The sequence below is a fragment of the Peptoniphilus catoniae genome, from assembly GCF_901447155.2.
In the GTDB taxonomy this organism is placed as follows: Bacteria; Bacillota; Clostridia; order Tissierellales; family Peptoniphilaceae; genus Peptoniphilus_E; species Peptoniphilus_E catoniae.
In genome coordinates this window covers 1-12,730 of the sequence record NZ_LR588421.1, presented here as the reverse complement: position 1 = coordinate 12,730, position 12,730 = coordinate 1, and the positions used below count along the sequence as shown (strand labels likewise).

Annotated in this window: 13 protein-coding genes and 5 pseudogenes; 15 read left to right on the top strand and 3 right to left on the bottom strand. The window is 32.0% G+C overall.

Annotation, left to right across the window (positions count from 1 at the left end):
* Window positions 1-15 precede the first annotated feature (15 nt).
* The 14 genes and pseudogenes from PEPCATONIAE_RS08795 to PEPCATONIAE_RS08435 form a co-directional block, all read left to right on the top strand.
* Window positions 16-138 (top strand): annotated as a pseudogene (locus PEPCATONIAE_RS08795) (DUF3847 domain-containing protein); the annotation flags it as partial.
* A gap of 198 nt (window positions 139-336) precedes the next feature.
* Window positions 337-567 (top strand): FeoA family protein, encoded by a 231-nt coding sequence (locus PEPCATONIAE_RS08495; protein ID WP_138160706.1) that lies wholly within the window; start codon window positions 337-339, stop codon window positions 565-567.
* A 3-nt stretch (window positions 568-570) separates the two neighbouring features.
* Window positions 571-812, top strand: a pseudogene (locus PEPCATONIAE_RS08490) (FeoA family protein).
* A 1-nt stretch (window position 813) separates the two neighbouring features.
* A pseudogene (locus PEPCATONIAE_RS08485) lies at window positions 814-969 on the top strand (FeoB small GTPase domain-containing protein); the annotation flags it as partial.
* A 42-nt stretch (window positions 970-1,011) separates the two neighbouring features.
* Window positions 1,012-1,407 carry a DUF4418 family protein gene (locus tag PEPCATONIAE_RS08480; protein WP_138160705.1) on the top strand — a complete coding sequence of 132 codons (396 nt, stop codon included), beginning with the start codon at window positions 1,012-1,014 and terminating at the stop codon, window positions 1,405-1,407.
* Window positions 1,407-2,084, top strand: a complete 678-nt coding sequence (locus PEPCATONIAE_RS08475) for an ABC transporter ATP-binding protein (protein WP_138160704.1) — start codon at window positions 1,407-1,409, stop codon at window positions 2,082-2,084. Before PEPCATONIAE_RS08480 ends, PEPCATONIAE_RS08475 begins: the two co-directional genes overlap by 1 nt.
* Before the next feature lie 2 nt (window positions 2,085-2,086).
* On the top strand, window positions 2,087-3,427 hold the full coding sequence (locus PEPCATONIAE_RS08470; protein ID WP_138160703.1) for an FTR1 family iron permease: 1,341 nt from the start codon (window positions 2,087-2,089) through the stop codon (window positions 3,425-3,427).
* A gap of 9 nt (window positions 3,428-3,436) precedes the next feature.
* Window positions 3,437-4,102, top strand: coding sequence for an iron transporter (locus tag PEPCATONIAE_RS08465; protein ID WP_138160702.1), 666 nt, complete (start codon window positions 3,437-3,439; stop codon window positions 4,100-4,102).
* 95 nt (window positions 4,103-4,197) lie between these two features.
* Complete coding sequence (locus PEPCATONIAE_RS08460) at window positions 4,198-5,421, top strand: Fe-S-containing protein (RefSeq protein WP_138160701.1); 1,224 nt, start codon at window positions 4,198-4,200, stop codon at window positions 5,419-5,421.
* Window positions 5,422-5,429: 8 nt separating this feature from the next.
* Window positions 5,430-6,713, top strand: a complete 1,284-nt coding sequence (locus PEPCATONIAE_RS08455; RefSeq protein ID WP_138160700.1) for an ABC transporter permease — start codon at window positions 5,430-5,432, stop codon at window positions 6,711-6,713.
* Entirely contained in the window at window positions 6,703-7,851 is a 1,149-nt protein-coding gene (locus PEPCATONIAE_RS08450; protein ID WP_138160699.1) for an ABC transporter permease, read from the top strand. The genes PEPCATONIAE_RS08455 and PEPCATONIAE_RS08450 overlap by 11 nt, the downstream gene beginning before the upstream one ends.
* Window positions 7,852-7,862: 11 nt before the next feature.
* On the top strand, window positions 7,863-8,582 hold the full coding sequence (locus tag PEPCATONIAE_RS08445; protein ID WP_019132026.1) for an ABC transporter ATP-binding protein: 720 nt from the start codon (window positions 7,863-7,865) through the stop codon (window positions 8,580-8,582).
* The gene (locus tag PEPCATONIAE_RS08440; protein ID WP_138160698.1) at window positions 8,579-9,004 is read left to right on the top strand and encodes an FMN-binding protein; all 426 of its coding nucleotides are present in this window, start codon (window positions 8,579-8,581) and stop codon (window positions 9,002-9,004) included. The genes PEPCATONIAE_RS08445 and PEPCATONIAE_RS08440 overlap by 4 nt, the downstream gene beginning before the upstream one ends.
* Entirely contained in the window at window positions 9,004-10,206 is a 1,203-nt protein-coding gene (locus PEPCATONIAE_RS08435; protein WP_138160697.1) for an ABC transporter permease, read from the top strand. Before PEPCATONIAE_RS08440 ends, PEPCATONIAE_RS08435 begins: the two co-directional genes overlap by 1 nt.
* Window positions 10,207-10,388: 182 nt before the next feature.
* Here PEPCATONIAE_RS08435 and PEPCATONIAE_RS08430 read toward each other — a convergent pair whose 3' ends face one another.
* The 3 genes and pseudogenes from PEPCATONIAE_RS08430 to PEPCATONIAE_RS08420 form a co-directional block, all read right to left on the bottom strand.
* Complete coding sequence (locus tag PEPCATONIAE_RS08430) at window positions 10,389-10,946, bottom strand: lantibiotic immunity ABC transporter MutE/EpiE family permease subunit (RefSeq protein ID WP_246060466.1); 558 nt, start codon at window positions 10,944-10,946, stop codon at window positions 10,389-10,391.
* Entirely contained in the window at window positions 10,939-11,649 is a 711-nt protein-coding gene (locus PEPCATONIAE_RS08425; RefSeq protein WP_138160696.1) for a lantibiotic protection ABC transporter ATP-binding protein, read from the bottom strand. Before PEPCATONIAE_RS08425 ends, PEPCATONIAE_RS08430 begins: the two co-directional genes overlap by 8 nt.
* A gap of 349 nt (window positions 11,650-11,998) precedes the next feature.
* Window positions 11,999-12,229, bottom strand: a pseudogene (locus tag PEPCATONIAE_RS08420) (relaxase/mobilization nuclease domain-containing protein); the annotation flags it as partial.
* A gap of 2 nt (window positions 12,230-12,231) precedes the next feature.
* On the opposite strand from PEPCATONIAE_RS08420, the pseudogene PEPCATONIAE_RS08415 reads away from it, so the two are divergent.
* A pseudogene (locus PEPCATONIAE_RS08415) lies at window positions 12,232-12,730 on the top strand (site-specific integrase); the annotation flags it as partial.

Sequence of the window (12,730 nt, the reverse complement as noted above, 5' to 3'; positions counted from 1 at the left end):
CAAGAGTAAAAAGAAATAAAAAATAAAATTGACGATACAGAAGAAAGACTAAGGCAACTAAAAAATCAAGAAAAAAAGATATTAAAACAAGACATAGTGAAAAGAAGAAAAGAAAGAACTCATAGGCCAATAAAAAAAGAAAATTATAATATACAAGGCAACATAAGAAAGAGAAATTAAAAATATTCTCAATCTTAAAAATATTCCATTCTTTAAAAAAAACTGGGAAATTGATTTAAATTTTCAATTTCCTATGTTATAATAATTAAGAAAATGATAATCAAATTCAAATAGTAATTTATTTTAATAAAATTAAAACTAGAAACGACTGGTTAAATGCTTAGCTTAATAATGGCGCCCTTAAATGTTAATTATAAGATTTTAAGGATTAAGTCTTTAGGAGATAGTAATGTAACTGAGTCCCACCTGGCAAGTCTTGGTTTTGTCAAAGATGCAGTTATAAAGGTTGTTAATGAGAATGATGGTAATTTAATTGTTTCAATTAAGGATTCCAGAGTTGCAATCGGAAAAGATATAGCAAAAAAAATATTATTAGAGGAGATGTAAGACTTGCAAACTTTAAGAGATGCAGTTGTAGGAAAATACTACATCGTAAAAAAATCAATGGTTCTGGTCCTTTGAAAAGAAGGATAATGGACATGGGAATTACAAAAAATTCAGAAATTTACATAAGGAAGGTGGCGCCACTTGGCGACCCTGTGCAAATTAATATTAGACATTATGAACTTAGCATTAGAAAAGCAGATGCTGAATTAATTGCAATTGAAGAAATAGAAAAGAAGGATGACTAAGATGGCTATTACTATTGCACTTGCCGGCAACCCCAATAGTGGTAAGTCAACACTTTTTAACGGCCTCACTGGTTCCAACCAATATGTTGGTAACTGGCCAGGGGTAACTGTTGAAAAAAAGACTGGTAAGTATAAAAAAAATAAACACGTTTTTATATTACAATGTTATTAATAAAGATAAGTAGAAAGGATGATTAAAATGAGTAGAAAGAAGATTTTAGGATATATATCTGCTATTATAGGTTTTTTGTTAGTGCTTGCACCAAAATTTATAACACCCGTTTGTCCTCCTATGGAAAATGGGATGTTCATGAAATGCCATTGGATGGGAAATATGACTATAGGTATTGGCGCAGTCATTTTAGTATTAGCAATTATTCTTATTGTAGTTAAAGATTCAAAAATATCTTTAGGATTATCTATTTCAAATATAGCAATTGGTATTTTAGAGATACTAAACGCTCATGTGCTTATTGGTGGATGCATGAAAGCCGATATGGCTTGCAGAGCAAAAACCATTCCATTTTGCACATTGTTGTCAGGCATATTGGTTTTAGTTAATATTTATTATTTTATGAAAGAAAGACATTCATAATGGAATCAATAATTAAAACTGAAAATTTAAGCAAGAGTTTTAAGAGAGGTTCTAATACACTTTTTGCAGTTAAAAATGTAAACTTTACCTTGAATGAGGGAGATTTTGTCAATATAATTGGCAGAAGTGGTTCAGGGAAGTCAACTTTTTTAAATCTTTTGTCTGGTTTATTAAAACCGACTGAAGGTAAAATTTTTGCTAAGGGCAAAGATATGAGTGATTTTTCTGATAGAGAAATTAGCAAATATAGGAATGAAATCATAGGTTTTGTGCCACAAAGTCTAGGAACACTTCCAAATTTAAATGTTTTAGAGAATGTGTCTCTTCCTTATTATCTATTTAAAAGAGATGAATCTGCTTATGAAAAAGCAGCTATGCTCCTTGATTTGATGGGAATTTTGCATCTGAAGGATGATTTTGCTAAAAATTTATCTGGAGGAGAGCTAAAAAGAGTGCTGATAGCCAGATCTATGATTAATTCGCCGGAGCTTTTGATTTTAGATGAGCCTACAAGTGATTTGGATAAAAATACTACTATGGAGATAATGGATTTATTAAAAAAAATAAATTCTAAAGGTACTGCACTTATTATAGTTACTCATGAGCTTGATATTTTAAAATATGGCAATACACTTTGCCAAATGGAAGATGGAAGTTTAATAAAAAAAGAGGGATAGAGATGAATTTATTAAAGAAAAGGACTAGCGTTTTTTTTGCAATGATGGTAATCATGATTAGCCTCACTTTTACGCCTGCTTTTGCAGCAGAAACTAAGTATACTAATTGGGTTGAAGTCGCTGATGCTATGTCAGAACATTTAGAAAAAGCTGTGGAGGTTTACAAGCCTGGAGATAAGGATGCTAAAAAAGCAGCCACAGATGCAATTAACGTAGCTTACTTTAAATTCTATGAAAAAATTGGATTTGAAAAAACAACGATGTCTGCAATTTCAGGACAAAGAGGTTCAATGGTTGAACATCAATTTTACAGAGCAAAAAATTCTATCAAAGAAGATGCAGACCCAAAAGAAGTTAAAGATGAAATTGATGCACTTATAACTTATCTTCATGAAGATGCACATACTCTCGATGGAACCTCTGGAGATTCTAAATCCAGCGATCAAAGCCAAGAAGGTGCAGATAGCCTTTCAACAGGTCAATTGATGGGAGAGTTGCTAAAAAGATTTGGTACATTTTTTACAGTTCTTGGACTTACACTTCGTGAAGGACTTGAAGCCATTTTGGTTGTAGCTGCCATTGCTGCATATTTAACAAAGACTAATAATAGAATTTATTTAAAAGGTGTATATATTGGAGCCTTGCTAGGTATTGTTTTTTCAGCGGTCCTAGCTGGAGTATTTAATATCATCGCCAATACAGTGGGAGAAGTTGAGTCTGGAATGGGACAAGAAATATTCGAAGGAATTGCGATGTTTCTTGCCGTTATCGTATTATTTTATGTATCTAATTGGATGCTTTCTAAATCTGAAGTTGAAGTTTGGAATAGATACATTAAAAATAAAGTTGAACAATCTGTTTCCAAGGGTAATTATTTTGCCTTATCTTTCACTTCATTCTTAGCAGTAGCAAGAGAAGGTGCAGAACTTATTTTGTTCTTCCAAGGTATGAGAACAAGCATTTCTGAAAATCTAATGCATATGTGGATTGGACTTTTAGTTGCTGCCATAATACTTGCAATTGTATATTATTTAATTGCTAAAGTTTCTGTAAGGCTACCATTAAAACCATTCTTTACATTTACTTCTTGTCTAATGTTTATACTTTGCTTGTCTTTCTTAGGAAAGGGAGTTGGAGAATTACAAGAAGCGGATGTAATTGGCAGAACTATAGTTCCTTGGATGAATGGATGGTCTGCTGAAGCTATAGGAATATACGATAGGTATGAAAACCTTATTCCACAAATTATTCTATTAGTAGTAACCATTGTTTCTGTTATATATCAAAATAATAGAAACAAAAAAATTAGAGCTGAGCTTGAAGCCAGCCAAGAAAAAAAATAGGAGGGTATTATGTTTAAAAAGAAAAATTTATTTCTTATTGTTATGACGCTTGTATGTGCATTAATGTTTACAGCTTGTGGTAAAAAAGAAGATACCAATGCTAATAATACAGCTAATACTTCTACTGAAGAAAAAGCACCAGCTGAAGAAAACAAAAAAGAAACAGGAGATGCAAAAGCTGCAGCTCCAGGAGAAGATGCAGGATTTGAAGAATTTCCAATTGGTGATGATCATACTGAAGGACCTCTAGTAATCTCAGGTGTATATTTCCAACCAGTTGATATGGAACCAGCAGGAAACTCAATTCCTAAAGAAGAAGCTGATTGCCATATTGAAGCTGACATTACAGCATCACAAGAAGGTTCAACATTAGGTTATGGTGTTGGTGACTTCGTTCCATGGTTACAAGTAAAAGCTTATTTACAAAAGCAAGGTTCAGACCATGTTCAAGAAGTTGCATTCATGCCAATGAACGCATCTGATGGTCCGCACTATGGTGCAAATATTAAATTTGACGAAGGTGTTGGCGTTTATGATGTAAAATTTGAAGTTACTGCACCAGGTAATGACTACTTACTACACGTAGATAAAGAAACTGGTGTAACAGGTAGATTCTGGACAGAACCACTTGTTGCAGAATGGACTGACTTCGAATGGAATGGACCACAATGGTAAAGTTTTAAAAATTTATAATATTTATAAGGGGAATTCACGTTCCCCTTATATACCGTTATGGGGGTGAAATTATTTTAAAAATTTTTATTAAAGTTATGGAGGCGGGAATAGCCTTTTCTCTAATGATTTCTTTAATGCTTGCCTATTATACAATTAAAGAAAGTAAATATAAAAAGTATGTTGTTATAATTTCTTTAGTTTTAGGGATAATTGCAGCAATTGTTTCAATAATTATAAGAAATATACCTAATTTTATTAATAGGACAGAATTGAATTTCTTGTCTATGGTACCCATAGTTATCTCGGTATTTTTAATATTAATTTTTATGATATTTGAAGATAAGATAAATGCTAAAATTTATGATAATTTCATTTCAGCATCGGTTGTTGTTTATCTTGTAGGAATTTGTTTTTATTATTTACCATATGTATTTAACCAATCAAACAAATTTGTATATTATGGCGAAAGTGCAGTTTCAACAATTGTACTTTTTAGGATTTTAGGATTTGTTTTTGGAATAATAATGATGATTTTATCAGGGCTTGCCATATACAAGTCCTCAGTCAAACTTGAAGGTAAAAACTTAAAGATTATTGTTTTTTTGAGCTTGATATGCTCGGGTATCAGCCAATTTAATATCATAATTCAAAGGTTTTATTCTAAAGGGATTATTCCTAGAAATGTTAACTTTTTTAGAGTTATTGCATTTATAGCTAATCACGAAAATGTGTTTTTATTTGCAACAATGTTAATTATGATAGCTATTCCAGTAATTTTATATAAGCAAAATATTAAAGTTAATGAAGATTATAGCAATAGGGCTCAGTTAAGAAAAATAAAGTATAGAATGAAGAATAAAAGACATTGGGCAATTTTTTTCCTTGTCGTTCTGTTTATTAATACTTTTTCATTAACGGTTGGAAAGGCATATGCTAATAAGGAACAGGCCCTTTCACCACCTGAAGATTATCAAACTGAAAATGGAATGATTGTTATTCCTTTAAGTAGCTTAGAGGATATGCATTTGCACAGATATTTGTATAAGGCAAAGGATGGTGCACAAATGAGATTTTTCTGCATTAAAAAATCAGAAGGTTCCTATGGAGTTGTACTTGATGCCTGCGAGATATGTGGTCCATCTGGATATTTTGAAAGAGGCGATGATGTTATTTGTAAGTTGTGCGACGTTGTAATGAATAGGGGTACAATAGGTTTTAAGGGTGGATGTAACCCGATACCTTTCCCATACATTGTCCATGATAAAAAGATAAAGATTGAGCCAAAAGACCTTGACGCATTGTCTTATGTATTTAAGTAGGAGGGCTTATGTTTTGGAGAATAGTTAAAGGAGCACTTTTTAGACAAAAAGGAAAGATGGCTCTTATTGCATTTACAGTTGCCCTTGGAGCTTCTCTTGCCACTTCAATGTTAAATACTATGCTCGGTGTTGGAGATAAAGTTAATCAAGAATTAAAGACGTATGGAGCAAATATTAATGTATTGCCTAAGGAAGCTTCCCTTCTTGATGATTTGTATGGCATGCAAGAAAAAGAGGGGCAGGTTCAAAAATATTTAAAGGAATCAGAACTTCCTAATATTAAAACTATTTTTTGGGCTTACAATATTGTAGACTATACGCCATATCTTAACACTTGGGTTTCTTGTAATAATGATTCTAAACATACTAAGATGGTAGGAACATGGTTTAATAATCATATGGATTTGCCTACTGGAGAATCAGTTGATACTGGTATGATTAGACTTAAAAATTGGTGGGAAGTTCAAGGTGAGTGGTTATCAGAAAATGATAGCGATTCAGTTATGCTTGGAAAGATTTTTGCAGATAGAAATGGATTTAAAGTTGGTGATGAAATCCAACTAAAAAGTAATAATTTAGACAAAAAATTAAAAGTTAAGGGTATTTTCTCATCAGGTTCTGATGAAGATGCATTTATATATTCTACTTTAAAAACAGCACAAGAATTTGCTGGAGTTACTGGAGTTGTAAATAAAGTTGAAGTATCAGCTCTTACTACACCAGACAATGACTTAGCAAGAAAGGCTGCCAAAAACCCACTATCTTTAACTATTAAGGAATGGGAAGTATGGTATTGTACAGCTTATGTTTCTGCTATTTGTTATCAAATAACAGAAGTAATGACTGATTCTGTAGCTAAGCCAATTCGTCAAGTTGCAGAAAGTGAAGGAGATATTTTAAATAAGACTACTCTTCTTATGGTTTTAATTACAGTATTAACTTTGATTGGTTCAGGACTTGGTATTTCTAATCTTATTACAGCATCTGTAATGGAAAGATCAAATGAAATTGGACTTCAAAAAGCTATAGGAGCGTCAAATGGAAGGATAATTGGTATAATTCTTGTGGAAATAATTTTGACAGCGATATTTGGAACAGTTATAGGTTACGGGGTTGGTCTGCTACTTACTCAGATTATTGGTCTAACAGTTTTCGGCTCAGCAATAGCTCCAACAGCTATGGTAGTTCCTATTGTAGCAATCCTTATTATTCTTGTTACAATATTGGGTTCAATACCAGCTATAAGATACCTCTTGAATTTAAATCCAACGGAGGTACTACATGGCAGGTAAACAAAGTAAAAATAAATTTTATTTAAAAATGATAATGACTTCCTTGGCAAGAAGACGTGCAAGAATGTTAACAGCACTACTTGCTATAGCTATGGGAGCAACAATTCTTTCAGGGCTTGTTACTATTTACTATGATATTCCTAGACAAATGGGTAAGGAATTTAGGTCTTATGGTGCAAACATGTTGGTAATTCCCACTAACCCTGATAAAAAAATTACCAATGAACAGTTAGATGAAATTAAATCGTTAATTCCATCAGGAAAGCTTGTCGGTCAGGCACCCTATATTTATACAAATGCAAAAATTAATGAACAACCTTATATGCTTGCAGGTACAGATTTAAAGGGAGCGAAAGAAAATTCTCCATACTGGCTTATTGATGGTTCATGGCCTGGAAAATCTAGAGAAGTTTTAATAGGTAATGAAGTTTCAAAGGCTTTGGAATTAAAAGAGGGAGATAAAATTATTATAAATACTCCCAAAGTTAATGGGGAAGGTTCTATAGATACTAATTTTGTTGTTTCAGGAGTTGTAACAACAGGTGGTAAAGAAGAAGAACTTATTTTTATGAGTATTGATGATATTTCACAGCTTGTTAAAGACAAAAATTTTGATGTCGTAGAATATTCAATAGAAGCTGAACAAAATGAACTTTCAAAAATAGTATCAAATATTTCACAAAAGGATGGATCTCTAACTCCACAAATGGTAAAAAGAGTTACCGCCTCACAAGATATAGTTTTGAACAAATTACAAGCTCTTGTCTTCATTGTAACGATAATAGTATTATTCATAATGATGATATGTGTATCCACAACAATGATGGCTGTTGTAACTGAAAGGCGTAAAGAAATAGGTCTTAAGAAAGCTTTGGGCGCCACAAATTCCTCAGTAATTGTTGACTTTTTAGGTGAAGGAGCATTTTTGGGAGTTTTTGGTGGACTTTTAGGTGTTGCATTAGGATATATATTTGCCAATAGAGTAAGTATTTCGGTATTTGCTAGAAAGGTAAGTTTCTTGCCTCTTTTAGTACCTATGACAATTATTGTCTGTATAGTAATAACTATAGTTGCATCTTTAATACCAGTATCTAAAACTGTTGATATTGATCCAGCTTTAGTGCTTCGCGGAGAATAGAAAGGAATTTTATGGATATATTAAAACTCGTAGATGTTTCAAAAATTTATGGTGAACTTAAAGCCCTTGACAAAATCAATTTAAGTGTAGAAAAGGGCGAATGGATTTCTATAATGGGTCCATCAGGTTCTGGTAAAACAACAATGATGAATATTATTGGTGCCATGGATAAACCTTCATTTGGCGAAGTTATTTTGGATGGTGAAGATATAGCAAAAAAATCACCTAAGGAATTAACGGTTATTAGAAGGGATAAGATAGGACTTATTTTCCAACAATTTCATTTAGTTAATTATTTAAGTGCTTTGGAAAATGTAATGATGTCACAATATTATCATTCTATGCCAGATGCACAAGAAGCAATGGAAGCTTTGGCTGCAGTAGGTCTTGCTGAAAGAGCCAAGCACTTACCCAACCAATTATCAGGTGGGGAACAACAAAGAGTATGCATTGCTAGAGCTCTTATTAATCATCCTACAATACTTTTAGCCGATGAACCTACAGGAAATTTGGATGAAAAGAATGAATATATAGTTCTTGACATATTTGAAAAACTTCACAATGCAGGATCAACAATTATTGTTGTAACTCACGACCCTGAAGTCGGTGAAGAATCTGAAAGAATGATAACTCTTGAACATGGTAAAATTACAAAAGAAGAAAAAATGAAAAGAAAAAGACCAGTTCTTGATTCTGTAAAAAAAGATGAAAAGCTTAAGGAGTTTATATGAGAAAAATTTTAAATGTATTAATAATTTTTTCTTTGGGGATTGTCCTAGTTGCTTGTGGAGGAGATAAAAAAGAAGAAGCCATAAGTGTAAGCTATAAGGACGGCACATATCAAGGAGAATCTGCCAAGGATGAAAGAGGCGGACTTGTAAAGGTTGATATAACCGTTAAAGACAGCAAGATTGAATCTTGTACAATGCAAAACATTGATGGAGATGGAAAAGAAAAGGATGAATCTTATGGACAAAGTCAAAATGAAGGACTATATAAGATTGCCCAACAAGCTATAAATCTTGCAAAGTCATACCCAGATATATTAGTGGAAAAAGGAAGTCCTGAAGGGGTGGATGCTATTTCAGGGGCAACAGAAACTTACAAGCAATTTATAGAAGCTTGTAATAATGCTCTTGCTGGTGCAAAATAATGAAAGATTTATACACAATTAATTTAGCAAAAAAGAATATAGAAAATAAGAAGACAAGGTCAATTACCTTGATTTTTCTTGTAGGAATTTTAACTTTTATTTTATTCATGTCATCATTTATAATTTTTTCTCTTAAAAATGGCATGAAATCTTTATCCGATAGGATGGGAGCAGACATTATAGTAGTTCCAGAAGGTTATGATTCTAAAATTACAGGTGCAATATTAAGGGGAGAACCTAATACATTTTTTTTTGACAAGGATATATTAAATAGAGTAAAAAAAATACCTGGCGTAGAAAAAGCTTGTGGCCAAGTTTATCTAGCTACACTTTCTGCTGGATGCTGTTCTTTTCCCATTCAAGTTATAGGAATTGACTTTTCTGATGACTTTAGCGTTAAACCTTGGCTTGAAAAACAGATCAAAACTCCAATTAAAGCTGGGCAAGTTGTTGTAGGCGCTAACATTGTGGGGGATATTAATCATAAGGTTAAATTTTTTAATCAAGAATTTGAGATAAGAGGTAGGCTTGCAAAAACTGGCATGGGTTTTGATAATTCAGTTTTTATGACAATAGAAGAAACTCATAGATTAGCCAAGGAATATGAAAAGATAATTAATCATCCAGTGGCAAAAAAAGATGATATATCTTCTATTTTAGTAAAAGTTGAAAAAAACAAAGATCCAAAAACAATTCAAAAACTTATTAAAGAAGAATTTAAAAAAGAAAAAGTGTATCCTTTATTGCCAAAAAAAATAATGACAGAAGTTTCAGATTCAGCAAAAAACATGCTTGTATATGTGTATATATTGATAGCTTTGGTTTGGATACTAGCTTTCTTCATTTTAAGTCTTGTAAATACCTTATCAGTTAAGGAAAGGAAAAGAGAATTTGCAACCATAAGGATATTAGGAGCAACAAAGAAAAAACTCAGTGAAGTAGTTCTTATTGAATCTACGCTAATTAATGGTACAGGTGCAGTCATAGGTTCTGTGGTTTCCTTTGTTTTAAGTATAACTTTCAATAATGCATTTTCATCATTTTTGAATATGCCTTTTTTAAGACCGAATATATTCCTTATGATTTTAATGTTAGTAATAGTAATAATTTTGGGAACATTGTTAGGACCAATATCTTCAATTATTGCTATTAATAAAATGAATAAAGAAGAATTACTATTGATGCAAAGAGATAATGATTAAAATAGGCTATTTGTCAAATTTTGGGGAGACTTGTTAACTCGAGTCTCTCTTTTCATTTAAAAATCAATACTTAAACGCTAATAAAAGATCAAAACTAAAATAACTAAAAAACCATTAAAAATAAACATAGCAAACAAGACTCCTAGGGGTTTTGCTAAATTTTCCCATTTTCTTATCCCTACTTACAAGCAATATGGTTTTAGTACTAAAAATACTCCTGAAAAAGAAATAGCTAAATTGACCAATACCGGAAAGATCACCCCTAATTTTTTTGAAATTATAAAACTAAAAGGGATTTGCCACATGGTTGTAACAAACACGACTATAATCCCTAAAAATATTGAAGCAATACTTAATTGCTTAATTTGATTAATTCCAAACAAACTAAAAATAAATGGTATACAAACCACAGCAACACTTAATAGAAAACAGGAAAGAAGAGCATATCCTAATACAACCAAAAGTTTAGAGCTCCATATTTTTCCTTGAGAAACTGGTAGACAACGGATTGCACGAAGTCCGTGCTTTCCGTTATCTATATTAACAGCTGTTGCACTGATTAATGCGAATGTGGCAGGTAAAAAAACTACATAGTACCAGTTGAATAAATTCAAGGAAAAATAACCTTGTTGAACAATAACCATTAGTGCTAAGCAAAGAGGACTAGCAATAGCAATTCTTCTTGTTGCAGTTCTTTTTGTTTTCAAGAACTCGGCCATTAATATAGTTGAATTACTCATTGAAACCTCCTTGCTGATTACTAACAACTTTCATAAAAAGTTGCTCCAAATCCATTTTTGAATCAAATGCACCTTGATAACCTAAATGTCCTGATGCAATGATTCCAATATGATCTGCAATATGTTCGACTTCAGATAAAATATGAGAAGACAGAATTACAGTAGTTCCTTGTTGTGAAAAACCTCTAATAAGTTCTCTCAATTCCTTTATTGCAATGGGATCAAGACCATTAGTTGGTTCATCTAGAATTAAAAGTTTTGGATTACTAAGTAAAGCCAAAGCAATTCCTAATCTCTGCTTCATTCCCATTGAAAATTGTCCAGTACGTTTTTTACCTGTATTAGTAAGACCTACAATTTGTAAAACTTCTTGAATTCGCTCTTCTTCAATCCCTAAAGCTATTGATTGTACACGACAATTTTCATAGGCAGTTAAGTTTGGATATAGTGGTGCATTTTCAATCAATGCACCAATTTCAGAGAGATTTGAACGATTCCAAGGATTATTATTGAATATGATGTCACCAGATGTAGGTGTAATCATACCGCAAATCATCTTGAGAAGAGTAGACTTTCCAGCTCCGTTTGGTCCCAATAATCCATAAATTTTTCCTCTTGGAACATTGATATTAACGCAGTCCACCGCTTTTTGTTTCCCGAACTGCTTTGATAGATTTCTAGTTTGTAATATAAAATCATCCATAGTATATTTCCTCCTTATCATTTCTTTACATATGTAATTTTAGGAGAAAAAAATAAGGAAATTATAAGGATTTAAGAATTTCCATAGTAGGTAGTAAGTGAGTCTTTTATATTAAGACATGAAATAAAAAAGAAGGAAACATGGTATAATATATATGATAATACGTATCAATTTAGTGTCCTGAGGAGGAAATGTTTAAATTGGAAAACGCCTTATGAAGTATATCATTCAACTGAGTTGCACTTAGATTATAAATTCAAGGCATAAAAATTCCTCCTGATTAGTTTTTACTTACCCTATCAGGAGGTTTCTATACACAAAAATTTACACAGTCTCGAAAGTAGGGAGACTACCTTTCCACCTCCTTCCCATAATAATTTTCATAGTTTTTCCTATACTGAACAAGTTCAGAAAATTGTTCTTTATTCAAAGAATACTCTTGCATAAGGGTGTTCTTTTTTTCTTGCAATTCATCAAGTTTGGATAGTATTTCTTTTGTATTTGGTAGTTTTTTATAGTTTTCCAAGATTTCTTTAGCGGCTATTTTATAGACGGAAAGTTCACTATAATATTCTTCTGCACAATGCTTTGAAGGAATTGAAAGTAGCTTATCGAAATGAATCTCCGAAGAAAAAAGCCATGACAATAGAAGAACAGGTACTATTTGAAGAATATTTATCTAATAGTGATGAATATAAAAAATGGTATCCAATATTCATTGTTATGCTTTGGACAGGTATGAGAGTTGGAGAAGTTACAGGATTGCAATGGGACGATCTAGATTTTAATAATGGTCTTATAAGTGTAAATAGGACTTTGGTATATTATAGTAAAGGTAAAGGATTAAACAATAGATATGCTATTAATACACCGAAGACAGCATCAGGTAAGCGAAGTATTCCTATGGTTCAAAAAGTAAAAGATGCTTTTCTTATGGAAAGAGAGTTACAAAAGACTTTTGGAATCGAATGTTGTGATTCAATCGATGGATTTAAAGACTTTGTATTTTTAAATAGATTCGGAAAGGTTCACAATAATGGAACACTTAATAAAGCTTTAAGAAGAATTGTTAGAGATTGCA

What these genes read in the sequence shown, in the direction of transcription:
- PEPCATONIAE_RS08495 (WP_138160706.1), top strand. Translation starts at nt 337, where the DNA reads ATGCTTAGCTTAATAATGGCGCCCTTAAATGTTAATTATAAGATTTTA.
- PEPCATONIAE_RS08470 (WP_138160703.1), top strand. Translation starts at nt 2,087, where the DNA reads ATGAATTTATTAAAGAAAAGGACTAGCGTTTTTTTTGCAATGATGGTA.
- PEPCATONIAE_RS08460 (WP_138160701.1), top strand. Translation starts at nt 4,198, where the DNA reads ATGGAGGCGGGAATAGCCTTTTCTCTAATGATTTCTTTAATGCTTGCC.
- PEPCATONIAE_RS08440 (WP_138160698.1), top strand. Translation starts at nt 8,579, where the DNA reads ATGAGAAAAATTTTAAATGTATTAATAATTTTTTCTTTGGGGATTGTC.
- PEPCATONIAE_RS08430 (WP_246060466.1), bottom strand. Translation starts at nt 10,946, where the DNA reads ATGAGTAATTCAACTATATTAATGGCCGAGTTCTTGAAAACAAAAAGA.
- PEPCATONIAE_RS08455 (WP_138160700.1), top strand. Translation starts at nt 5,430, where the DNA reads ATGTTTTGGAGAATAGTTAAAGGAGCACTTTTTAGACAAAAAGGAAAG.
- PEPCATONIAE_RS08445 (WP_019132026.1), top strand. Translation starts at nt 7,863, where the DNA reads ATGGATATATTAAAACTCGTAGATGTTTCAAAAATTTATGGTGAACTT.
- PEPCATONIAE_RS08480 (WP_138160705.1), top strand. Translation starts at nt 1,012, where the DNA reads ATGAGTAGAAAGAAGATTTTAGGATATATATCTGCTATTATAGGTTTT.
- PEPCATONIAE_RS08435 (WP_138160697.1), top strand. Translation starts at nt 9,004, where the DNA reads ATGAAAGATTTATACACAATTAATTTAGCAAAAAAGAATATAGAAAAT.
- PEPCATONIAE_RS08425 (WP_138160696.1), bottom strand. Translation starts at nt 11,649, where the DNA reads ATGGATGATTTTATATTACAAACTAGAAATCTATCAAAGCAGTTCGGG.
- PEPCATONIAE_RS08465 (WP_138160702.1), top strand. Translation starts at nt 3,437, where the DNA reads ATGTTTAAAAAGAAAAATTTATTTCTTATTGTTATGACGCTTGTATGT.
- PEPCATONIAE_RS08450 (WP_138160699.1), top strand. Translation starts at nt 6,703, where the DNA reads ATGGCAGGTAAACAAAGTAAAAATAAATTTTATTTAAAAATGATAATG.
- PEPCATONIAE_RS08475 (WP_138160704.1), top strand. Translation starts at nt 1,407, where the DNA reads ATGGAATCAATAATTAAAACTGAAAATTTAAGCAAGAGTTTTAAGAGA.